The sequence below is a fragment of the Idiomarina sp. ST10R2A5 genome, from assembly GCF_051842325.1.
Classification (GTDB): domain Bacteria; phylum Pseudomonadota; class Gammaproteobacteria; order Enterobacterales; family Alteromonadaceae; genus Idiomarina; species Idiomarina abyssalis.
In genome coordinates, this window is the sequence record NZ_JBNIEX010000001.1 from 485,157 (window position 1) to 508,519 (window position 23,363).

Consider the following 23,363-nt stretch of genomic DNA (forward strand, 5'->3'; position numbering starts at 1 on the left):
ACAAAGTCTTTTGTATTCGATATTTCACCTGACGTGAGCGTCAGGCTACGTCGTATTATTTCTTAAATAACTGGTCCAATTTTTCTTCAAAATCGTGATAGTTCAAAAAGTCATACAACTCTGAGCGAGTCTGCATGTCATCTACAACGGCTTTCTGATCACCGTTCTCTAAAATACTATTGTAGACGTTCAATGCGGCTTTGTTCATTGCCCGGAAAGCACTCAGAGGGTAAAGAACAATTTCCACCCCAACATCGGCCAGTTCCTGTTTATTAAACAATGGGGTTGCACCGAATTCAGTGATATTCGCCAGAACCGGCACGTTCAGCGCTTCGCTGAAAGCTTTATACTGGTCAAGTGTATGGACAGCTTCTGCAAAAATGGCATCAGCACCAGCATCCACACAGGCCTGAGCACGTTCAATAGCGGCTTCCAGTCCTTGTTGTTGTAGTGCGTCGGTGCGCGCCATAATCAAAAACTGGTCATCAATACGCGCATCAACCGCCGCTTTAACGCGGTCGACCATTTCTTCCTGAGTGACAATTTCTTTGTTTGGACGGTGTCCGCAGCGCTTCTGAGCCACCTGATCTTCAATGTGCATTCCGGCAGCACCGGCACGCGTCATTTCCTGAACGGTACGGGCAATGTTAAATGCTCCGCCCCAACCTGTGTCAGCATCAACTAACAGAGGTAGATCGGTTGCTGCAGTAATACGACGAATGTCTTCACAAACATCATTCAACGACGTCATGCCTAAGTCAGGCAAACCAAAAGACGCATTCGCCACACCGGCACCAGACAGGTAAAGCGCTTTATGCCCAACCTTCTCTGCCATCATTGCTGTGTAGGCGTTAATGGTGCCAACAATCTGTAAAGGATTTTCGTCGGCAATAGCTTGGCGCAACTTAGCGCCCGGGCTTGTCATATGAGTCATGATGTTTCCTTTTGTGTTTGTAACCGTAATTCAATATTCTTACGAGACGCGCCAATATGGCGGCGCATGAGCAGATCGGCCAATTCCCCATCGCGGTTAGCAATAGCGTTAATAATGGCTTTGTGTTCATCGAAGGCACGCGAAACTCTTGGACCATTCATTCCCATTTGTACTCGATACATACGGACAAGATAGTAGAGTTCGTCGCAAAGCATATTAATTAAATACTGATTTTTACTGCCGAGTATAATGCGATAATGAAAATCGAGATCGCCGGCTTCCTGATAGTAACTTTCACCTTCACGAACCCGCTGAGTTTCCAGGTGCTTATCGAGTAATTGCCGTAACTCATCAATTTCACTTTCCGGCATTTGTTCTGCCGCTAAACGACAGGCCAGACCTTCCAGCTCTTCGCGTATTTGATACAACGAAATTAAGCCTTCCGGTGACAAGGTAACCACTCTGGCACCTGCGTTCGGAATTCGTTCAATAAGATGGCAACGCTCAAGTCTCGCTAAAGCTTCACGCAATGGCGCTCGGCTAACATTAAAACGTCTAGCCAGCTCAGGTTCACTAATTTTTGAGCCCGCTGCTATATCCCCTTCCACAATAGCGCGCTGTATTTCAAACAGAACTCGGTCTGAAGAGGTAATGGCTGAACGTTCTAAAGGACTGACTATTTGCATTAATTGTCGACAGTAATTATTGATTGCTCTATTTTCCATGAAAATAACGCTATTAGCAAGCTAGCATGAACTAAATTGTCGACAATATTAGTGTGTTCACCTTATCCTCAAAAATATTCCTTAAGCTGTCGAACTCTGTCAGTTCCGGCGGAGAAACAGCTCAAAAACCGAGTATTTCGTCGTTTTCGGTTTTATTTATCAGTCTTCGCTAGTAAAGTAAGGCCACTTTTTCCGACTTAGACCAAAGTCGAATGAGCTACTAATAACGCTAACTATTTAATATTAAATAACAAAATGGATAACAAGAATGGATCCAACAAAAATAGTCGATAAAGATTCAAGCTTTTTCGGACAGCCAGGGGGCTTACAGACCCTGTTCTTTACCGAAATGTGGGAGCGCATGAGCTACTACGGTATGCGCGCGCTACTCGTTTTATTCATGACCGCCAGCTTGCAAGAAGGCGGTATCGCCTTAACTGTTGCCTCTGCAACCGCTATCTACGGTCTATACACCGGTGCGGTCTATTTCATGGGCTTACCCGGCGGTTGGATTGCTGACCGTTTATTAGGCGGTCAGCGCGCAACCTGGTACGGCGGCATCATTATTATGCTGGGACACATTGTCTTGGCCATACCGAGTGAGGCTGGCTTCTTCGTTGGTATGATTTTGGTGGTACTTGGCACAGGTTTATTAAAACCCAACATTACCGCCATGGTTGGTCAGTTATATAGCTCCAACGATGACCGTCGTGATGGTGGTTATACCCTTTATTATATGGGTATCAACATCGGTTCTATCATCGGTTACATCGTTACTGGTTACCTTATGGAAAATGCTGGTTACCATTGGGGCTTTGGGGCCGCTGCTGTCGGTATGGCGTTCGGCCTTATTCAGTACAAACTGACTAAACCTAAACTTGGCGATGTTGGAGCGAAACCACCTAAACCTCTGGGTCCTAAAGCAGCAAAACGCAGCTGGGGAGTTATCTGGCTCTTATTAGCTGGTTTAGCAGTTTACACATTTTTAGCATTGAATGACTACGTTACTTTAGACCCAACGCTGATTGCTGGTAACGTCGCAGTTATTTTCACTGTTATCTTTTTTGTGTATTACCTGTCCATATTCCTGTTTGGTAAGTTGACCAAAGATGAAATGAAGCGACTCGGTGCCCTATTTCTGGTCTGTATTGCCTCAACCATGTTCTGGGCAGGCTTCGAGCAGGCAGGTTCATCGTTCAACCTATTTGCTCGCGACTTAACGGATCGCATGGTCGGTGACTTTGAAATTCCTACAACCTGGTTCCAGTCACTTAACTCTATCTTTTTGGTCGCGTTGTCACCGTTTTTCGCTGCGCTTTGGATTAATCTCAGCAAACGCATGATCAATCCATCGTACGGTTTTAAAAGCGCGATTGGCCTTATCATTATGGCGACCGGCTTCATTGTCATGTTCTTTGCGTCGCAAGCGGCCGCTAGCGGCTTAAAAGTAGCACCTTACTGGTTGGTTGCAGTGTACTTTATTCACACCGTTGGTGAGCTTTGCTTAAGCCCGGTAGCGTTAAGTGCGGTCAGTAAACTATCGCCAAAACGTATGGCCGGACAGTTAATGGGCGTTTTCGTTCTGACTTATGCCATGGGTAATGTGATTGCGGGTCTTCTGGCAGGTGGTCTTGACCCGGAAAACCCACAGGCAATGCCTGAACTCTACTGGACCATTTTTGTGTTCGGTGTGAGCGTTGGTGCGGTTGTATTCGTATTAGCTCTGTTTACCCGTAAATGGGAAAAGCTGGCGCCGGACGATGGCGAAGACGAGCACCCGGGTGCAGTTATCGATGCCAACGAGCCCGTTGGTAAGCCTTAATTCACTTCTTTGTGAAAAGCTGATAGAAAGGGACCTTCGGGTCCCTTTTTTATTATCGGTCGCACTTATGCTAAAACAAATTATTTTACTGGTTAGTCTCACCTTTGGCGCGGTATTTTCCACCAACGTATTTGCAGATACTATAAGCCCACTCCCCCTTAAGCAGCGTGCAGAAGTTGTTGATGAGCTTCTTCAGCAGCGTGTTCAAAAACTGCTCCCGGAGCTAATGCGAAAAGCTGACATAGATATGTGGGTATTGATAAGTCGCGAGTACAACGAGGACCCGGTACTTAAAACCTTCCTGCCCAGCGACTGGTTGTCAGCCAGACGAAGAACAATTCTGCTTATTCATGACCCGGGTGAAAATGAGAGTCTGGAGACCCTGGCAATAGCCCGCTACGACGTTGGCGAGGTGTTTAAAAGCGCATGGAACCCGGAACAACAGCCAGACCAATGGAAGCGTCTGGCTCAAATTATTGCAGAGCGTAACCCAACCTCTATCGCAATTAATCAATCGAAATATTTCGCTCAGGCTGACGGCATTACAGCCACGGATAAAGAGCTTTTTATGGCTGCTTTACCCGATAACCTAGACAGTAAAATTGTGAGTGCTGAACCGCTTGCTGTTTCCTGGCTTGAAAAGCGAATAGAAGCAGAACTGCCCTATTATCGTCATGCCGTTAAGCTTGCTCACCAAATTATCGCTGAAGGTTTCTCCAGCAAAGTGATCTCGGTTGGTGAAACGACCACAGAAGATCTTCAATGGTGGTTCCGTGAACGTGCGGCACAAGAGAACCTGCCGGTTTGGTTCCATCCTTCCGTGAGTGTACAACGTATCAATGACCCTCAACCAGGGCACCCGCGTTCAACAGGCGTCACCATTCAACGCGGCGACTTATTGCATGTAGACTTTGGCATTACCTACCTGCGTTTAAACACCGATACTCAACAACATGCTTATGTTTTAAAAGAAGACGAGTCCGACGCACCTGATACCCTAAAACAGGCATTAGCTAATGCCAATCAACTACAAGATATTTTGACAGCCCAGTTTGAAGAGACACGTTCTGGCAACGAAATATTACTTGCAGCGTTAGAGCAAGCTAAGGACAAAGGCCTGGAGCCTATGATTTATACCCACCCTATTGGGTATTACGGCCATGGCTCAGGCCCTACCATTGGTATGTGGGATAAACAGCACGCTATATCAGGAGGAGGAGAATACCCATTATTCTCCAATACGGCCTATTCTATAGAACTTAATAACAAAACCACATTCGAGAATAAAACCATCACCATCATGCTGGAAGAGGATGCATTTTTTGATGGTGACGATGTTAGCTACTTAAACGGCAGACAGCAGTCCTTTCATCTTATCGACTAGGCTTTTCTGACACATAAATAGTAATGTGCCCGGCGGCTACAACAGTGCCGTCGTTGCGCTTAGCTTCTACCGATATTGGCTGATCGCCCGGTTGCCAGGTGGACTCTGAGCTTGTTGCTTCTATGGTCACATCACTATCGGTTTTGGCCAAATACTGCACATTCATACCTTTCGGCAGCCAACGCAGATGCTTAGGAATGGATGCTTCTGCTACAGCCCCCATCGCCATTTCCATGCCGTTGCATACCGCAATGGCGTGCACCGTACCAATATGGTTCTGGACTGCTTTTCGTTTCTTAAACGTCAGCTGACAAAGGTTAGGCTTTAATTCAGTAATAAGCGGCTTAATCGTTTTAAAATAAGGCGCTTTTCGGGCAAACATTGCCGAAAAAACCTGACGTCCAAAAGGCATTTTTAAGCAGCGTTCGTACAAATTAATAAGGTAGTTGCTACTGGCCAAAATCATGACTCCAAATAGATTGGTAACAATTTGTCGATATAAAAAAAGCAGGCCGAAGCCTGCTTCTTACACTTATCGCCTAATTTATAATGTGTAAATTATAAGCTGGCAAGCGTTTCATTTAATACAGAACAAGGGCGCATTGCTGCTGATACCTTATCGGTATTTGGCTGATAATAACCACCAATGTCCACTTTAACGCCCTGAACCTTGTTCAGTTCATCGATAATTGCCTGCTCGTTACCAGACAGTTTCTCAGACAGTTTACTGAAACGCTCTTTCAGTTCGGCGTCATCGCTCTGGTTAGCCAACGCTTCAGCCCAATACATTGCCAAGTAAAAGTGTGAGCCACGATTGTCTATCTCACCCACTTTACGTGACGGTGATTTGTTCTCTTCCAGGAACTTAGCCGTTGCGACATCCAGGCTATCTGCCAGAATTTGCGCGCGGTTGTTATCAAAGGTACGGCTTAGGTGCTCAAGAGACGCAGCTAACGCCAAAAACTCACCTAAAGAGTCCCAACGTAAGTGATTCTCTTCAACAAACTGCTGCACGTGTTTAGGCGCTGAACCGCCGGCACCAGTTTCAAACAAACCACCACCGTTCATTAACGGAACAATTGACAGCATTTTCGCTGACGTGCCCAGTTCCAGAATTGGGAACAAGTCCGTCAGGTAGTCACGCAGTACGTTACCGGTAACAGAAATGGTGTCCTTGCCTTCTTTAACACGCTGTAGCGTGTGGCGAGTCGCTTCAACCGGCGCCATGATCTGAATGTCCAGACCATCGGTGTCGTGCTCTTTCAGGTACTCTTCCACTTTCTTAATTAACTGAGCGTCGTGAGCGCGGTTGCTGTCTAACCAAAATACTGCAGGCATACCGCTTAAGCGTGAACGGTTAACCGCTAACTTAACCCAGTCACGAATCGGTGCGTCTTTTACCTGACACATGCGCCAGATATCACCTTCTTCAACGTGGTGTTCGAACACAACATCGCCGGCTTTGTTAAATACTTTTACTGTACCCTTTGCCGGAATTTCAAAGGTCTTGTCGTGAGAACCATACTCTTCAGCTTTTTGCGCCATTAGGCCAACGTTAGGTACGGTACCCATAGTTGCCGGATCAAAGGCGCCATTTTCTCTACAGAAATTAATGGTTTCCTGGTAAACACCTGCGTAGCTACGATCCGGGATCATTGCTTTAGCATCTTGTCGGCTGTCGTTCTTATCCCACATTTTGCCTGAGTCACGAATCATTGCCGGCATTGATGCGTCAATGATGATGTCACTTGGTACGTGTAGGTTTGTAATGCCCTTATGCGAGTTAACCATTGCCAGTTCCGGCTGTTTTGAATAAACCGCTTCCAGGTCTGATTCAATTTCAGCACGCTTGCCTGAACCAATTTTTTCCAGTTTGTTGTAAAGGTCACCAATACCGTTACTTGCGTCAAACTCAATTTCTTTCATAACGTCAGCGTGCTTTTCCAATACGTCTTTATAGAAAACACGTACCGCATGACCAAACATAATTGGATCAGAGACTTTCATCATGGTGGCTTTTAAGTGCAGTGACAATAATACGCCCTGCTCTTTAGCAGCTGCAGTTTCTTTCTCAAAGAACGCCTGCAATTGCTTTTTACTCATCGTTGCAGCGTCAACTACTTCACCTGCCAGTACGGGTACCGATTCTTTCAGTACTTTTTGCTCACCGTTGCTCTCAAAAACAATTTTAAATGTATCATCTGCCGAGGAGGTTACCGATTTCTCACTGCTGTAGAAATCGCCGTCGTTCATGTGTGCAACGTGCGATTTAGAATCCTTAGACCACTCGCCCATGCTATGTGGGTGTTTCTTCGCGTAATTTTTTACAGCACTTGGTGCGCGACGATCAGAGTTACCTTCACGTAATACCGGGTTAACCGCACTGCCCTTCACTTTGTCATAACGAGCACGAACGTCTTTTTCTTCATCAGTTTGTGGGTCAAACGGGAAGTCAGGCAGCTTATAACCTTGTTCCTGAAGCTCTTTGATGCAGGCTGTCATCTGCGGGATAGATGCACTGATGTTTGGCAGCTTAATAATGTTTGCTTCCGCTGTCTTCGCCATTTCACCCAGTTCAGCTAAAGCATCTGACTGACGTTGTTCTTCGCTCAGGTACTCCGGAAACTGCGAAATAATACGACCAGCTAAAGAAATATCACGAGTTTCAACTGAAACACCAGCTGCCTTAGTAAATGCTTCAATAAAAGGCAGAAACGAATAGGTAGCAAGGCGCGGTGCCTCGTCCGTTTCAGTATAAATAATCTTTGCTTTATCAGTCGACATAGTCATTCCTATTTATTGGACCAAAGTAAAAATCTATTAGCTTACTTATGTAATTTTGTGGCGCAGATTATAGAGGATCTGGCTCTGAATTACCATTCACCCGTGTTTTCCATAGAGGCCCACGGCTCTTGTGGCGGCAAGTTATCACCTTTTTGCAGCAGCTCTATTGAGATATTATCCGGCGAGCGTACAAAGGCCATGTGTCCATCTCTCGGAGGCCGGTTAATAATGACGCCGTTATCCATCAGTTTTTGGCACAACTCATAAATATTCTCGACTCGAAACGCTAAATGGCCAAAGTTACGGCCGCCGCTATAAGTTTCCGGGTCCCAGTTGTAGGTCAACTCCATCATCGGCGCCTGTTCTTTTTTAGCGCGCTCAACGTCACCCGGTGCAGCTAAAAAGACTAAAGTGAAACGGCCTTTGTCTACCTCCTTCCGTCTAACTTCCTGCAATCCCAATAAATCACAATAGAAATTCAAAGATTGTTCTAAGTCGTGCACCCGCACCATGGTGTGTAAATATTGCACTTTCTAATCTCCTTCCTGCTCAATAAGGGCTTCATCACCTCGTTCAATAAGGTCGAAACAGCGTCCAAATTCTTCCGGCCTTCCAAAATACGGGTCTGGCACCGGCAATGGTTCATCACTGTTTTCTATTTTTCTTACCTTTCCTTGATTTAAGTTAAAGATACATTTAATATGCATTTATTAGATGCATTAGGAATGTCTCTTATGAAACCACGTAAACTATTACAAACCTCTAACACTTCTATGGTGGTGTTTTTATTACTTTCAATCGTCGTTTTTTATCTGGCCTGGTTCCAGGAAGAAAACTTACCTTTGATGCTGTTAGTTTTCTTGCATTTGTCACAGGTAATCTTAGCCGGTTTGTTCAAAGTGGCTTATGTATTTAGATTGATAGCGCAGAATCAATTAGGGGAAGAACTCAGATAAACTGGTTGGTCAGTTTTTTTCGCTCACGCCAGTCAGGAAGAAACTCATCCATGAGTGCGTAAAAGCGCGCGTTATGATAACGCTCAAACAGGTGTGTTAGTTCATGAACCACTACGTACTCAAGGCACTCGACCGGTTTTTTAACCAGTTCCAGGTTCAACCATATCTTTTTGCTGCCTATATTGCAGGTACCCCAGCGGGTTTTCATCGCCCTGATACCGAAACCGCTGCTGTAAACTCCCATTCGCGGTTGCCAGATACCCAGTAAGGCTTCAACTTCGCGGGTAATTTGTTCCCGGTACCAACGATCCAGAACCTGTTTACGCTGAACTGCATCGTAATGTGGCAAAGAAACCAGCTGCAGTTTATTATCGTTCAAGCTAACAGAGGCACCACGCTTTTTAAGTGCAATATCCAGTGTGTACACTTTTCCCCAGAACTTATGCTCTTCACCTGATACAAACTGAAGTTCTGGCTGTACCGGTTGCATCGCAATTCTTTCCCGTTGCTTTATCAACCAGTCATGACGCTCAAACAACCAGCTTTCAATCTCATTCAACGAGCACTGCTTAGGAGCCGAAACTTCAACATCACCCGAGGGCGCACGCACCCTCAAGTACATATTCTTAATCCGCTTACTCTTAACCGTAACGGGAATATCGTTAATGAGCAGCTTTGCGCTGTATAAACTTTTACCTTTTTTCGGCATTTTGCTGAGCCACTATCAGTTGCTTTAATTCCCGAATTTCCTGCTGTAAATCAGTTATAGAAGGTTTTTTATCTCCGAGCTCTTTAGCCTCATTTTCCTGGCCAAGCTCAACCTTACGACCCTCTTTATCCATGACGTTAATCACAATACCTATAACCATGTTTAAAAACGCAAAAGCAGTCAGGAAAATAAAAGTCATATAGTAAATCCAGCTCCAACCATAAACTTCCATGGTTTCATACTGAATATCCGTCCAGTCTTCAAAGGTCATCACCCTGAACAGCGTAAGCATTGAAGTGGCAATGTTATCCCATAAGAACGGGTTGATGTCGGCGAACAAGTAGCTACCAACTGCCGCATAAATATAGAAGATAATAAACATCAGCAGTACAACGTAACCCATCTGGGGAAGCGCTTTTAGCAAGGAGTTTATTAAGGTTCTAAGCTCAGGAATAATGGATATCATCCTAAGTACTCGGAAAATCCGGACCAAGCGCGCCAGCAAGGCAAGTTCAGAGTCATTGATTGGAATAAGACTGACCAATACGACCAGGGTGTCAAACACATTCCAGCCATCTCTAAAGAAGGCTTTTTTATTTTCTTCGGCAATAAAACGAATGGTAATTTCAATTAGAAAAAACAGCGTTATAAAAAGGTCTAAACCATACGTCAGGCTATTAGCAAAAGCGGGTAACTCGTAGGTTTTAGCGCCAATTTCCAAAGCCGAAATAATGATAACGGCAACCACCAGCGCTTCAAAAATCTTGTTACTTTTAAGCTGAAACAACTGCTTTTTAATGTTTTCGTACATAAATTAACGACTCAGAAGAATAACAAGTACAAGACAACCGCCAGGACTAAACGGTAGATAACGTAGGGCCACATACCGAACGCATTAAGCCACTTCAGGAAAAAGTGAATAGCGGTAATGGCAGTTAAAAACGACACAACGCCACCAACCAAAAAACCTAACCAATCTACGGCAATGGACTCTGAGGCTATGGTTAATAGCTTAATCAACGCAGCAGCAGCGGTAATTGGAATGGCCATAAAAAATGAAAACTTTGAAGCTGACTCTCGGTTTAACCCTAAAAACAAACCCGCGGTTATGGTAGCGCCTGAACGAGAAGTGCCCGGAATCAGTGCTAAAGCTTGAGCGAGTCCAACAATAATCGCATCTTTAAAGCAAATGTCCTGCAAGGTTCTGCTGCCGCGGGCGAAGCGATCGGCAACAGCCAAAAGTACAGCGAAAACAACCGTGGTAGTGATGATAACCCCCACAGCTCTTAGCGCAGTGTCTATGTAATCCAGTAGCAGTATACCCGCAATACAAGCAGGTATAGTTCCAACAACAACAGCCCAGCCTAAGCGGCTTTGTCCGACATGTTGGCGAGCAGCGATAGAACGAAGGCCATCGACAAAAAGTTCAGTGACATCTTTGCGAAAATAGAGAATGACAGCAAGCAAAGTACCGACATGAACGGCGAGATCAAAGCCTACCCCCTGATCTTCCCAGCCAGTAAGTATTGGCATCAAAATTAAATGAGCAGAACTTGATATTGGAAGAAACTCTGTTATCCCCTGGATAATGCCAAGGATGATCGATTGTAAGAAATCCATTAAAAATGCTCGCCTTCATTCTGCTCAAATAGAAAGCGAGCATTATAGTCAGTTTCGTCGCTAGAACGAAAGTAAGATTAAGTGATTAAGCGCCACATTTACCTTCGCCGCACTTACCTTCACCACATTTCCCTTCTTCCGACTTTTCTGATTTTTCACCTTTTCTCTCGGCCTTTTCTTTCTTCATTTCTTCGCCGCACTTACCTTCACCGCATTTTCCTTCACCACACTTGCCTTCTTTGGCCTTTTCCTTTCTCTCTTTCATTTCTTCTTTGGATTTTTCTTTCATTTTCTCTTCGCCACATTTTCCTTCACCGCATTTCATTTCTTGTGGTTGAGAAACCTCATAGCCCGAAGAAAGCTCCGTTGCTTCAAAAGGGTTTGCCTGAGCAGCGCCCATGCTCATTGCTGAAGCGACAGATAAGGCCGAAGTAATAGCCAGAGTTTTTGATGTCAGTTGTTTCATAATAATTACCTGAATTTGTTTGTGAGAGTCCTTTTAACTGTAGTTTATTTTTACAATAAATAGACAGTTATTTACATATTATTAACTCAATATTCTATCATGCAAGGTTCGGATCACATTCTCACCCTCACTATCTTCTACCAGAAAGCAAAGGTTATGCTCGCTCGCCCCCTGGCAAATCAAACGCACAGCATAGTCATTCACTGTGTTAAAAGTGAGTTGGCTAATATGAGCATCTCGTCCAATGCCGTTTCCAATAATAGCCACCAGCGATAACCCCGTTTCAATCTCTACGCGGCAAAACTGCTCAAGCTCCTCTAAAGCAGCAGCCGGTAATAACGCTTGTCCATTTGCAATGCTTCCGCCTTCATCCAAAGTCAGCGCAATGCTCACTTCTGAGGTTGTGACCAAATCCACACTGACATTATAGCGCGCCAGTATTTCAAAAAGTCGCGCCAGGAAACCGCTCGCATGCAACATGCTCAAACTATGAACGGTTACTAAAGTCTGATTCCGGCGAAGTGCAACCGCTCGTACGTCAGGCCGTGTTGTAGGATTTGCGGATATATACGTACCACCGGCGGCTGCATTCTGACTACTGCCAATGAAAACCCGAATTGAGTTTTTTATAGCTGGTGCCAGACTGGATGGGTGCAAGATCTTAGCTCCAAAAGTTGCTAACTCTGCCGCTTCTGAGAAACTCATTTCGGCTATAGCCCGGGCGCTGGAACAGATTCTTGGGTCTGTTGTGTAAATTCCCGCAACGTCCGTCCAAATTTGTAAATCCGTTGCATTAAAACCTGCTGCTAGCAAGGCGGCACTATAGTCGCTTCCCCCGCGACCTAAAGTCGTTGTCTGAGTTTTATCATCTGAGCTAATAAACCCCTGAGTTACCCACACACACCCGGAGTCCAACTTCTGCTTCTGCTCAAGACAATGTGACTTAGTTGAAACTTCATCCGGTTGCGCCCGGCCAAAAGCGCTGTTTGTTTTCAGCAGTTGCCGCGCATCCAACGTATCCGATAACAAGCCTTGTTCATTTAGAACGCAAGAAAACAAAAGACTCGAGCAACGCTCACCAAAGCTTAATAACTCATCCCGCCAGGCGGCCCAGTTTGCTATTGCTTTTTGACAGTGAGACTCCAGTTCATCATGTAACTGAGACAAGGATAGTTCCAGAGCACCGGAGCTCTTCAGTTTTTGCTGAATAGAGGCATGAATAGTATAAATTTCATTTCGCAGAGATTCTGTTTGCTTACCCTGTTTATCAGCTATTTCTGCCAGCCGATTCGTGACTCCGGCGCAGGCACTAACAACGACCAGACGAATAGAGGGGTTATTCTGAACAATTTGGGCACAGCGTAGCATTGAAGGATAATCGGCAACGCTCGTACCTCCGAACTTAGCAACAGTAAAAGACACAGTTTTCTCCTGAACATAACAACATAAGTGTTCGGAGAACTCAGGTTTTGCAGAGTAAGTGGCGAGATTAACTTAATAGCCAATAGGCAAATGCAAACACCAGAAGCTCTCCACCCTGAAGGTGACAGTTGTGGGTGTTCAAACCCTGCAACCGGCAACATTGCCGCCAAATGACTATGCTACCTCGGCGTAATCCCCCTCCCCTTCGACTCAAACCCGGTTTTGGCAACCTAAGTTCGAAAGTTCCTGGTGTACGCACCTCTTCTTTGTGCAAATTAGACCACGCCCGACAAAGCGTGGTCAATTTATTTACTGACTAAGACTGCTTTAGCGAGTTCATATCAATTACAAATCGATACTTCACATCTCCTTTTTTCATTCGTACAAAGGCATCGTTGATGTTCTGGATATCCAGCATTTCAACATCGCAATGAATAGAGTGTTCGGCACAGAAGTCGAGCATTTCCTGTGTCTCAGGAATGCCACCAATTAAGGAGCCAGCAAGTACCCGGCGTTTCATCACCAGCGCTCCGGCTTGTAATGCAGGGTCAACCGGCTCTAACAGACCCACTAGAATGTGCGTACCATCGACTTTTAGACAGTTAATGTACGGATTGAGATCATGCTGTACCGGCACGGTATCCAGTAAAAAATCGAAGGTCTCTGCTGCCGCTTCCATTTGTTTATCATCAGTTGAGATAATCACATGATCTGCGCCCTGCTTTTTAGCTTCGGACACTTTGCTTTCTGAGCGCGTAAAAATAGTGACTTCAGCTCCCATGGCTTTAGCAAATTTAACGCCCATATGTCCCAGGCCACCCATTCCGATGACACCTACCTTGTGCCCTTTTTGCACACCAAAGTGGCGCAATGGTGAATAGGTTGTAATACCGGCACACAGGAGTGGCGCTGCTTTTGCCGGATCCAATTTCTCTGACACCCTAACCACGAAGCGATCACTGACGACTATCTTCTCGGAGTAACCACCATAAGTAATGCTTTTATCGTGTAAATCTTCTCCGTTGTAGGTTGGTACCATCCCATTAAGGCAATATTGTTCCAGACCTTTTTCACAAGAAGAGCACTCGCGACACGAGTCAACCATACAGCCAACACCAACTGTGTCTCCCACATTGAAGTCCTTAACATTATCGCCTACTGCCGTGACTTTACCGATTATCTCATGGCCGGGCACAACCGGGTATATGGTGCCTCCCCAGTCATTCTCTGCATAGTGAATGTCGGTATGGCAAACACCACAATAGGTTATGTCGATAGCAACATCATCGTTACGTAACTCACGACGTTCTATAGCATGAGGTGCTAACTTAGAATTTTCTGATTGTGCTGCATAGGCTTTCGTCATTTATCGCTCCTTTGAATTATTGTCTCTCACTAATGTACTCATTAACTGATTTTTTAGATTGTCGACTCTAGAGTTATTGCAACCCACTCGGCGACAACATACCATCCAATAATACTGTTTAATAAATAGATGACTTATGAAGTACACACTATTTTCGCTGTTAGCTGTATTTTTCTGCATTAGCTCTCCGGGAAGCTCAGCCGCAATCTATGAAAAAGAGGCTACTGGTGAACAACGGCCGCTCAACGACTACTTAGTTCGACACTGGGAAACCCGTGATGGATTACCCCACAACTCAGTCAATGAACTTATTCAAGATGACAAAGGGTATCTTTGGCTGGCGACCTGGCAAGGGCCCGCACGCTTTAATGGCCGACGGTTTGATATCTATGACAACTTACGCGAGACCGGCTTACCCGATATAGGAATGTATACTGCCGCCTACAGTGATTGTGATAGCAGCATTTATGTTGCAGGCAGCCGGGGAGGAATAGCCCGTTTCTATGATGGGCACTGGGAAGCACTTGAGTCCGCCCCACCTTTTGTGAACCACTTATTTACTGATGATAACTGTAACCTTTGGGTCTCAACTTCAGAGCTTGGTCTGCTCGTTTATAAAAACAATCAACGCACCGCACAATTTACGACTAACCATGGTCTAAATTCCATGTTTGTCTATGAGTCGTTGGTCGATAGCCAGGGCAACTTGTGGGCAGCCACCAATAAAGGGCTTCAGGTAAAAAAAGTCGGGAAGGCTCGCTTTGAAACTATTACTGCCATTCCTGAGCGGTTAGTCACCGCCCTACTTGAACTGCAAAACGGTACTTTACTGGTAGGCACGGAAAATGGGTTGTATCAGCAAAAGGTAAATACCGAGTTCGAGCGTACACTTCCCGAAATTGACAGAAGAATCAGTACCCTGTTTCAGTCGCCTGACAAACAACTTTGGCTGGGAACCTATCGGGACGGGCTCATTCGCATTAGCGATAAATACGGTATAGAAATTTTCGATACCAGCGAAGGTCTGCCTAATAATCATGTATTGGATATTATTCAAGACAGAGAAGGCAGCTTTTGGGTCTCAACTCACGGTGGACTGGTTCAGTTCAGAGATGCACTTTTTTCGACTTATACAAAAAAAGACGGGCTTACCGGTAACTATATCAGAGCCATAGCAGAAAGTGACAAGAGTGAAATCATCGTTGGTTCCAGCAATGGTGTTTCAGTTGTAGGCGAAACGGGAGTTTCTGCCCTGGCTCCTGACACCCCATTAAACGAGCAGTCGGTATTATCACTGGCGTATGATGATACGCAACAACTCCACATCGGAACATACACTGACGGCCTTTATATTTGGGACGGAGAGAGAATTGTCCGGCACTTTGACACTAATAACTTATTAAAAGCGGACGAAGTTCGTCAAATTGAGCTTGACCCTAAACTGGGGAAATTCCTGGCTACACCTTTGGGCATTACGCATTTGTACCAAAACTCCGAAGGGCAATGGGTATCCCAACATATTTCTCAAGAAGATGGTTTAACCAATAATTATACGACCTCGTTACATCTCGATAAAACAGGCAGGCTTTGGGCTGGTTCAGCGCGTGGTGTGGTTAGTATTAATATCGTCGCCAAAAATGATGCATTCGATTACCAAATCACTCCTGTTGACTTAACCGAACTGAACAATGCCGAACTGGCTTTTCATATTACCGAGCATTCTGGTTACCTATGGATGGCAACCGATCGCGGACTTATTGCTCATAACCTTGGTAAGAACACTTGGAAAATTTTCAACCGTGACCAAGGCTTGCCCTTTGATAACTTTATGTCCGTGGCTTTCGACGGCAATGGTAATCTCTGGCTGGGCTCAAACCGTGGCCCGGTGATGATTGAACATGATTCTTTTACTAAAGTGTTAGCAGGACAGGCAGACAAACTTAATGTTCAGCGCTTCAGTGAAGTCGACGGTCTTGAGAGTGCTCAAATAAACAGTGGTGGTCCATCCATGCTCCAGGCCCGAAGTGGAAGCATTTGGCTGGCAACCAGCAATGGTGTTTCAGAGGTTGATCCGAAAACGATTACGGAAATTGGGAACCTTCCTCCTGAGGTTAATATTGAGTCAGTAAAAGCCGACGGTGAAACAGTCATCTTCGGAGAGAAACTGAGTGCTGAAACGGACCGAATCGTGTTCGAATTTGTTGCTCCCGGTTATCTTATGGCCGAACAAATTGACTATCAGGTACGCTTGGTTGGCTTTGACGAAAATTGGGTGAATAAAAACTCTCTTAACTCTGCAGAGTACACGACTTTGCCAGCCAACGATTATATCTTTCAGGTTCGGGCCAGGTATCCCGGTGGTCAATGGAGTCAACCCGACTATTTTGCTTTCCGGCAGTCGGCTCATATCTGGATGCAGGCATGGTTTTGGATTGTTGCCTCTTTAGCTGTTGCGCTTTTAGCATTGGTTGGCGTAAAAGCACGCCTTAACCAGCATAACCAGACACGGCTGCGACTGGAAAAAATGGTTAAAGAGAAAACAGCTGACTTAGAGACCATGGCACGGCAGGATCCATTAACGAATCTTGGAAACCGCCGCGCCTTTGATGAACGCCTGCAACATGAGCTAAGTCGCTGCAGACGCGACGGAACCTATTTAAGTTTAGCTATCCTTGATGTCGACTACTTTAAGGATGTCAACGACCACTACTTACATACTGTCGGCGATAAGGTGTTGGTAAGAATCGCGGAGGTCCTGCGCGATGAAATCAGAGACATTGATTATGTCGCTCGTTGGGGCGGTGAAGAGTTTGCCGTACTAATTACGAACTCAGAGCTTGAAGTCGCCAAGGAAGCCAGTGAACGAATGCGTGAGCGGATAGCTGCAACACCATTCAACGATCTTGTTGAAGACATGAAGATTACCGTTAGTATTGGTGTTGCCAGTAGTTTTCACTATGCTGATCATGCTGGTTTACTCGTTGCAGCTGATCAGGCTCTTTATCAGGCAAAAAGTGCCGGTCGCAACCGAATGGAGTCAAAACCATGAATAAGCATAACTCAATAAACGTTGAAGCTTTTCTTGATAACGACAGCGAAACCTTCAGTTACGTTGTCTTTGATTCGGATGAAAAAGATGCCGTTATTATCGACCCTGTGCTCGACTTTGATTATCCCTCGGGTAAAACCTGTACTAACGGCGCACAACGCATTTTAGACTTTATTCACACAAACAGTCTAAATGTTGCCTGGATACTGGAAACGCATGCGCACGCTGACCACTTAAGTGCCGCTCCTTTTTTAAAAAAGCAACTCAATGCGCCTATCGCCATCGGCGAACATATTACGGATGTGCAGAAAATATTTAAGCAGGTCTATAATCTTGAAAAAGAGTTTCTGCCTAATGGGGAGCACTTCGATAAACTGTTAAGTGACGGAGAGACCTTTCAGGTAGGGTCAATGAGTTTCCGTGTAATACATACACCAGGCCACACTCCTGCTGATATTGCTTACGTTGTGAATGAAAACAAAGTCTTTGTGGGTGATACATTATTTAACCCGGACGTGGGAACTGCTCGCTGTGACTTCCCCGGAGGCAGTGCCAATACTTTGTATCAGTCTATTCAAAAGCTTTTCCAACTGGACGGTACAACGGACGTTTACATTTGCCACGACTACCCTCCTGAGGGGCGCGAGCATCAATGTAAAACCACGATACAAGAACAAAAACAAAACAACATCCATGTCGGCGGACAAGCCAGCGAAGAACAGTTTGTAAAATGGAGGGAAGAGCGCGATGCAACACTGGATATGCCGCGACTTATCATTCCTTCCATTCAAGTTAATATTCGTGCGGGTCAAATGCCCCCGGCAGAAAGCAATGGTACTGTTTACCTAAAAGTCCCTTTGAACCGTTTATAACTGCAAGCAGGTACTTAAAATGATGAACAAAACCACTCTCGCTATTTCACTATCACTATTGTTAGCTGGTTGTGGCCAGCCACAGCAAACAGAAACAGCATCAGACAGTCAAACAAGCTCAGTCAAACAAACGTCTCAAACCGAAGAACTGCAAGAGATCTATAAGAATTACTTTGACGAACAACTGAAGCTAAACCCGTTATTAGCGACTTATATTGGTGACAATCAATATAATGATGAATTGCCGAACTTCTATTCAGAAGAACACCTTGAAAAATTACTCGCTTTAGAAAAAAGCTACTTAGAGAAAATTAAAGGCATCAATGCCGAGCAGCTCCCCCGCTCAGAGCGGATCAGTTATGAAATCTTCAAGCGAAACAGGGAACTGGCCATTGAGGGCGCTCAATATCCTGAGCATTTGTTACCTATCAACCAGTTTTATAATATCGCCGGTCGTCTGGCAATGCTGGGCTCTGGCACATCGGCTCAACCATTCAATACAGTAGAAGACTACCGTGCATGGGCCAGTCGCATGAAACAAATCCCCCGACTTTTCCAGCAAGCTATTGAGAATATGAAAGTTGGCGTTAAACAAGGCATTGTTCAGCCGCGCGTTTTAATTGAGAAAGCCATTCCCCAAATTGATGCACAAATTACCGAAGACGTTACGCAAAGCATCTTTTGGCGTCCGGTAAAAGATTTACCTGAGGACATCGCAAATACAGACGCCAAAGCAATTCGTGAAGAATACCGCGATGTTATCGCCAATACCGTCATGCCTGCGTATCAAAAACTCAGTGATTACCTCAGTAATGAGTATTTACCGGAGACTCGTACAGACAGTTTCGGCTTGGGTCAATTGCCCGGCGGTACTGAGTGGTACAAGTATAAAATTAAGGCTAACACTTCTACTGAGTTAAGCGCTGATCGTATTCACAATATTGGTTTAGATGAAGTAGCCCGTATTCACGGTGAAATGCGCGACATCATGGAGGAAACCAACTTTGAAGGCGACTTACAGGCCTTTTTTGAATTCATGACGAACGACGAACAATTCATTTACGATAGCAGAGACGAAATGGTCGAAGACTACCGGTCCTTGCGAGGTACTGTTGATGAAGTCGTTGGCGAGCTGTTCGATATCTTTCCTCAGGCTGAGTACGAAGTGCGTAAAGTTGAGGAATTTCGTGAGCAGTCGGCAAGTTCAGGTTCTTACCAGGCCGCACCTACTGATAACTCGCGACCAGCAATTTTCTACCTGAACACTTACGACTTACCATCACGCCCCAATTGGGCAAAAACGGCGCTATTCCTGCACGAGGCAGCACCGGGTCATCATTTCCAGATATCCATTCAGCAAGAATTGGAAGACTTACCCCGGTTCCGGAAGTTTGGCCGGGAAACGGCCTACACTGAAGGCTGGGGGTTATACTCGGAAGCGTTAGGCTACGATATGGGGCTCTACGATGACCCTTACCAGCGTTTCGGACAGCTGGCTGCAGAGTTGTGGCGCTCTATACGCTTGGTCGTTGATACAGGAATTCACGCTAAAGGCTGGAGCCGTCAACAAGTACTAGACTACATGTATGACAACGCCCCGGTTGCAGAAGCTCGTGCGGTATCAGAGGCAGAGCGCTTTATGGCGTTACCCGGTCAGGCTCTGGCCTACAAAATTGGTCAGCTAAAAATTAGCGAGCTGCGCCGCGATGCTGAGAGAAAGCTGGGTAATAACTTTGATATTAAAGCTTTCCACCGTGTGGTTCTTGAGGACGGTGCTGTTCCACTGACCGTACTGGAGCGCAAGGTGAAACGTTGGGTTGCTCAGCAACTGTAGTTTAAAGCAAGTGATCAACCGGCAAACGGGCGGTTAACCAAACCGCCAAGCGCCGCCAAATACCGGCTCCCGGCTCCTTATAAAGCCTAAGCGCCGGTATTTTACTTTTATCCAGCCAATACAGCTTATAAAAACGATTAAGCCTCGCTTCGTAAGTGCGCAACGGTAATTCATGCTCAAACATTGCGTTAATTCGTTCTGCCATCTCTACCGACTCTATTAACAAGCCTGACTCTGTATTGATCTGAGCTGATCTCGGATCAAAATTAAACGAACCGACAAACACTCTCTTAGCGTCAACGGTTACTGTTTTCGCATGCAGGCTTGAGGCAGAGCGTCTAAAATATGGCCTGACATCTTTACGCAGACGCTTCTCTTCTGTTCGGCGCAACTCAAATAGCTGTACCCCTGACAGTAATAAGCGTCGGCGATGACGCTGGTAACCAGCATGTACTGCCGGTACATCGGTTACTGCTAACGAATTAGTCAGGACCCGAACCTTAACCCCCTGCTCCGACAAATTCTCGAGTTCTTTAACGCCAGCAGGTGTCGGAACAAAGTAGGGAGAAACCATCACAATTGAATGCTGCGCTGAGCCCAATGTCTTTGCTAGTTGTTGCGTAACCAGCCGTTGAGGCTTGCTATTTAACTGAGCCTTTAAAGGGTCATCACTGACCACAATGGCAGGCGCTTCATACCAACGCTCGGAATCTTTGTCCGGAAAATTATTCAAATGTTCGTCCGACAGAACAAACTGCTTTAAATCCTGCAGTTCAGGATGCTTTTGGAATCCGGACCAAATATCCTCAAATAGTCGTTTTTGGTTGCCCGACTTTATTGAACTGACCGGCACCGACAAAAGACAATTCCAATAGTGTTGCCAGTCCTCAAGAAGCTTATTAACAACCTCACCTTTGGCAATAACATCAAGATCGGAAAAGAGTTGACCGGCATGGGTGCCAAAATACTCATTACCAACGTTGCGCCCACCTACAATGCCAACTTTTCCATCGACCAGTAAGGCTTTATTGTGCATCCGTCGATTCATTCGCTTAAAGTCGGTAAGCCAGTTAAGCCAGCGCCAACGACGATGCGTAAAAGGGTTAAACAGTTTAATATTAAAATTGGTTCGGGAGGATAAGTCTCGTAATAGCGGCTCTAACGGTTTGCTGTGTAAATCATCCAACAACAAATCAATGCGCACGCCCCTCTCGGCGGCATCTAATAACTCTTTTAGCAACGTCAAACCGCTACTATCCGGGCGCCACAAATAGTATTGCAAAGCAATATGGTATTTTGCCTCACGTATTAAACGGACTCTGGCAATAAGCGCGCGATGCGCATCGCTTAAAAACTGAAACTTATTATCGGCAGAGGCCGCAAGTAAAGGAGTCATTTTATGCCACTTATTGCCCGTTCCAGACCGTCAAGAGTCAGCGGGTACATTCTGCCTCCGACTAAATCATTTATCATGCGCACCGACATGTAATACCGCCAATGCTCTTCAGGCTGCGGGTTGAGCCAGGCCACTTTTTCGAAGTGCTGAGTTAAACGGTTCATCCAGGCTTCGCCGGGTTCCTCATTCCAATGTTCAACACTGCCACCTGGGTACGCAATTTCATACGGACCCATGGTTGCATCACCGACAAATAGCAATTTGTAATCCTCACCATATGTCTGGATCAACTGCTCGGTCGGAATTTGCTCCTGCCGACGTCTGGAGTTCTCTCGCCAGACACCTTCATAGACGCAGTTATGAAAATAAAACAACTCCAAATGCTTGAACTCATTTTTTAACGCTGTGAACAATTGCTCACATTGATAAACATAATCATCCATTGACCCACCAACATCCAGCAACAAAATAATTTTAACCGCATTATGTCGCTCAGACTGCCACTGCAGATCAAGTAAACCACCTTTTTTTGACGTAGCTTCAATGGTGCTTTTTAAGTCAAGTTCGCTAGCCGCACCAGTGCGCGCAAATTGCCTTAGCTTTCTAAGAGCCATCTGAAAGCCGCGTTGCTCCAGTCTGGCGTTATCATCAAGGTCACGAAACTCGCGTTTATCCCACACTTTGGCCGCACTTCGATTACGATTGCCATCCTGGCCTATTCGAATACCTCCGGGATGGTAACCATAAGCACCAAAGGGCGATGTTCCTCCGGTACCAATCCATTTCGAGCCTCCCTGATGACGCTTCTGTTGTTCCTTTAAGCGTTCGTGAAAGGTTTTCATTAACTCATCCAGACTACCGAGTTGCTGTACCTTTTTCTTTTCTTCTTCGCTTAAGTTTCGTTTCAGTGCGTTTTCCAGCCAGTCCTTAGGTATCTTATCGGTCACATCGACATTAGCGACCTTATCCACATATTCGCTGAATGCACGATCAAACTTATCGTACTGAGACTCATCCTTGACCAGAATAAGCCGGGACAAATAATAAAACTGCTCGACGTCAGCAAAAGCCAGGTTAGCCTTCATTGCGCTGAGCAAATCCAGCCATTCGGTAATGCTGGTTTTAAGCCCATGCCGGCGCAGAGTTTGAAAAAAATCAATAAACATAACGCGGTTTAGCGCCGTTGGATGCGAGCGTATTCAGCTAAGCGCTCGACATCCTGTTCATGCTTGAGTAAAGCGCCTGACAGAGGCAATAAACCGCCTTGCTCACGGCTTTTTCGTAGTGAATTCGCGTCAATATCTTCCACAAGCAAAAGTCGCAGCCAGTCCAGCAATTCAGACGTTGAGGGCTTCTTTTTCAATCCGGGAACGTCTCTTAACTCAAAGAAAAGTGCCAAAGCAGTATCAAGTAAATTCTTGTGCAAGTTCGGAAAGTGAACATCAACAATGGCTTTTAACGTGTCACTGTCAGGAAACTGAATGTAATGAAAAAAGCACCGACGTAAAAACGCATCCGGCAGGGCTTTTTCATTATTCGATGTTATAAGCACAATAGGACGTTGCTGCGCTTTTATCTGTTCACCTGTTTCGTAAACATGAAAGGCCATTTGATCCAGTTCGTGCAGTAAGTCATTAGGAAACTCAACATCGGCTTTATCAATTTCATCAATAAGCAGAACCGGACGCTTTTCTGCTGTAAATGCCTGCCAAAGCTTACCAGGACGAATATAATTACTGATATCGTGGACTTTATCGCTACCCAGCTGGCTATCACGTAACCGCGATACAGCGTCGTATTCATACAAGCCTTGCTGTGCTTTTGTGGTTGATTTAATAGACCATTGCAGCAGCTCGGTATCTAATGCTCTCGCTAACTCTTCAGCCAGGCGCGTCTTCCCGGTGCCAGGCTCACCTTTTAATAATAACGGCTTTTCTAACGTCACCGCGGCATTGACGGCTGTTGCCAGTTCCTGCGAAACGACATACTGAGAACTGCTACTAAACTCCATTCTTGGATCCCTT

General features: G+C 45.5%; 20 protein-coding genes and 1 riboswitch. Of the genes, 6 read left to right on the forward strand and 14 right to left on the reverse strand.

What is annotated here, in order from left to right:
• Positions 1–55: 55 nt before the first annotated feature.
• Positions 56–934, reverse strand: coding sequence for a methylisocitrate lyase (prpB, locus tag ACP7FG_RS02395; RefSeq protein ID WP_199494667.1), 879 nt, complete (start codon positions 932–934; stop codon positions 56–58).
• A complete protein-coding gene (locus tag ACP7FG_RS02400) occupies positions 931–1,620 on the reverse strand; it encodes a GntR family transcriptional regulator (RefSeq protein WP_417435207.1) in 690 nt (229 codons plus the stop codon). Before ACP7FG_RS02400 ends, prpB begins: the two co-directional genes overlap by 4 nt.
• 307 nt (positions 1,621–1,927) lie before the next feature.
• Here ACP7FG_RS02400 and ACP7FG_RS02405 point away from each other — a divergent pair, with 307 nt between their 5' ends.
• Both ACP7FG_RS02405 and ACP7FG_RS02410 read left to right on the forward strand, forming a co-directional pair.
• Positions 1,928–3,481 carry a peptide MFS transporter gene (locus ACP7FG_RS02405; RefSeq protein WP_439225404.1) on the forward strand — a complete coding sequence of 518 codons (1,554 nt, stop codon included), beginning with the start codon at positions 1,928–1,930 and terminating at the stop codon, positions 3,479–3,481.
• 67 nt (positions 3,482–3,548) lie between these two features.
• A complete protein-coding gene (locus tag ACP7FG_RS02410; protein WP_439225405.1) occupies positions 3,549–4,865 on the forward strand; it encodes a M24 family metallopeptidase in 1,317 nt (438 codons plus the stop codon).
• Here the strand turns inward: ACP7FG_RS02410 and ACP7FG_RS02415 are convergent.
• The 3 genes from ACP7FG_RS02415 to ACP7FG_RS02425 all read right to left on the reverse strand — a co-directional run bounded on the left by ACP7FG_RS02415 (position 4,855) and on the right by ACP7FG_RS02425 (position 8,179).
• Entirely contained in the window at positions 4,855–5,331 is a 477-nt protein-coding gene (locus ACP7FG_RS02415) for a hotdog fold domain-containing protein (RefSeq protein WP_439225406.1), read from the reverse strand. The two genes, ACP7FG_RS02410 and ACP7FG_RS02415, sit on opposite strands and share 11 nt — an antisense overlap.
• Before the next feature lie 92 nt (positions 5,332–5,423).
• On the reverse strand, positions 5,424–7,649 hold the full coding sequence (locus ACP7FG_RS02420; RefSeq protein WP_439225407.1) for an NADP-dependent isocitrate dehydrogenase: 2,226 nt from the start codon (positions 7,647–7,649) through the stop codon (positions 5,424–5,426).
• 89 nt (positions 7,650–7,738) lie between these two features.
• Positions 7,739–8,179 (reverse strand): VOC family protein, encoded by a 441-nt coding sequence (locus tag ACP7FG_RS02425; protein WP_439225408.1) that lies wholly within the window; start codon positions 8,177–8,179, stop codon positions 7,739–7,741.
• A 204-nt stretch (positions 8,180–8,383) separates the two neighbouring features.
• Between ACP7FG_RS02425 and ACP7FG_RS02430 the strand changes: the two genes are divergently transcribed.
• Positions 8,384–8,605: a hypothetical protein gene (locus ACP7FG_RS02430; RefSeq protein ID WP_054487507.1), complete on the forward strand. Its 222-nt coding sequence runs from the start codon at positions 8,384–8,386 to the stop codon at positions 8,603–8,605.
• On the opposite strand, the gene ACP7FG_RS02435 is transcribed toward ACP7FG_RS02430, so the two are convergent.
• The 6 genes from ACP7FG_RS02435 to ACP7FG_RS02460 form a co-directional block, all read right to left on the reverse strand.
• Positions 8,598–9,314 carry a M48 family metallopeptidase gene (locus ACP7FG_RS02435; protein WP_439225409.1) on the reverse strand — a complete coding sequence of 239 codons (717 nt, stop codon included), beginning with the start codon at positions 9,312–9,314 and terminating at the stop codon, positions 8,598–8,600. The genes ACP7FG_RS02430 and ACP7FG_RS02435 overlap by 8 nt on opposite strands.
• On the reverse strand, positions 9,298–10,125 hold the full coding sequence (locus tag ACP7FG_RS02440; protein ID WP_439225410.1) for an ion transporter: 828 nt from the start codon (positions 10,123–10,125) through the stop codon (positions 9,298–9,300). Before ACP7FG_RS02440 ends, ACP7FG_RS02435 begins: the two co-directional genes overlap by 17 nt.
• Positions 10,126–10,136: 11 nt before the next feature.
• Complete coding sequence (locus ACP7FG_RS02445) at positions 10,137–10,934, reverse strand: undecaprenyl-diphosphate phosphatase (RefSeq protein WP_439225411.1); 798 nt, start codon at positions 10,932–10,934, stop codon at positions 10,137–10,139.
• Between the two features lie 85 nt (positions 10,935–11,019).
• Positions 11,020–11,400, reverse strand: a complete 381-nt coding sequence (locus ACP7FG_RS02450) for an HvfA family oxazolone/thioamide-modified RiPP metallophore (protein ID WP_054487499.1) — start codon at positions 11,398–11,400, stop codon at positions 11,020–11,022.
• Between the two features lie 81 nt (positions 11,401–11,481).
• Complete coding sequence (lysC, locus tag ACP7FG_RS02455) at positions 11,482–12,822, reverse strand: lysine-sensitive aspartokinase 3 (protein WP_439225412.1); 1,341 nt, start codon at positions 12,820–12,822, stop codon at positions 11,482–11,484.
• A gap of 95 nt (positions 12,823–12,917) precedes the next feature.
• Positions 12,918–13,094: riboswitch (Lysine riboswitch) on the reverse strand.
• 44 nt (positions 13,095–13,138) lie between these two features.
• Positions 13,139–14,188 (reverse strand): NAD(P)-dependent alcohol dehydrogenase, encoded by a 1,050-nt coding sequence (locus ACP7FG_RS02460; protein ID WP_439225413.1) that lies wholly within the window; start codon positions 14,186–14,188, stop codon positions 13,139–13,141.
• A gap of 136 nt (positions 14,189–14,324) precedes the next feature.
• Between ACP7FG_RS02460 and ACP7FG_RS02465 the strand changes: the two genes are divergently transcribed.
• From ACP7FG_RS02465 to ACP7FG_RS02475, 3 genes are read left to right on the forward strand one after another with little or no spacing between them, the layout of a single operon-like run.
• Entirely contained in the window at positions 14,325–17,237 is a 2,913-nt protein-coding gene (locus ACP7FG_RS02465) for a diguanylate cyclase (RefSeq protein ID WP_439225414.1), read from the forward strand.
• Positions 17,234–18,109: an MBL fold metallo-hydrolase gene (locus tag ACP7FG_RS02470; protein ID WP_273022861.1), complete on the forward strand. Its 876-nt coding sequence runs from the start codon at positions 17,234–17,236 to the stop codon at positions 18,107–18,109. Before ACP7FG_RS02465 ends, ACP7FG_RS02470 begins: the two co-directional genes overlap by 4 nt.
• A gap of 19 nt (positions 18,110–18,128) precedes the next feature.
• Positions 18,129–19,943, forward strand: a complete 1,815-nt coding sequence (locus ACP7FG_RS02475; protein ID WP_439225415.1) for a DUF885 domain-containing protein — start codon at positions 18,129–18,131, stop codon at positions 19,941–19,943.
• Between the two features lies 1 nt (position 19,944).
• Here the strand turns inward: ACP7FG_RS02475 and ACP7FG_RS02480 are convergent, their stop codons facing one another.
• From ACP7FG_RS02480 to ACP7FG_RS02490, 3 genes are read right to left on the reverse strand one after another with little or no spacing between them, the layout of a single operon-like run.
• Positions 19,945–21,339, reverse strand: a complete 1,395-nt coding sequence (locus ACP7FG_RS02480) for a phospholipase D family protein (protein ID WP_439225416.1) — start codon at positions 21,337–21,339, stop codon at positions 19,945–19,947.
• Complete coding sequence (locus ACP7FG_RS02485) at positions 21,336–22,505, reverse strand: vWA domain-containing protein (RefSeq protein WP_439225417.1); 1,170 nt, start codon at positions 22,503–22,505, stop codon at positions 21,336–21,338. Before ACP7FG_RS02485 ends, ACP7FG_RS02480 begins: the two co-directional genes overlap by 4 nt.
• An 8-nt stretch (positions 22,506–22,513) precedes the next feature.
• Positions 22,514–23,350 carry an AAA family ATPase gene (locus tag ACP7FG_RS02490; RefSeq protein ID WP_054487484.1) on the reverse strand — a complete coding sequence of 279 codons (837 nt, stop codon included), beginning with the start codon at positions 23,348–23,350 and terminating at the stop codon, positions 22,514–22,516.
• Positions 23,351–23,363 lie beyond the last annotated feature (13 nt).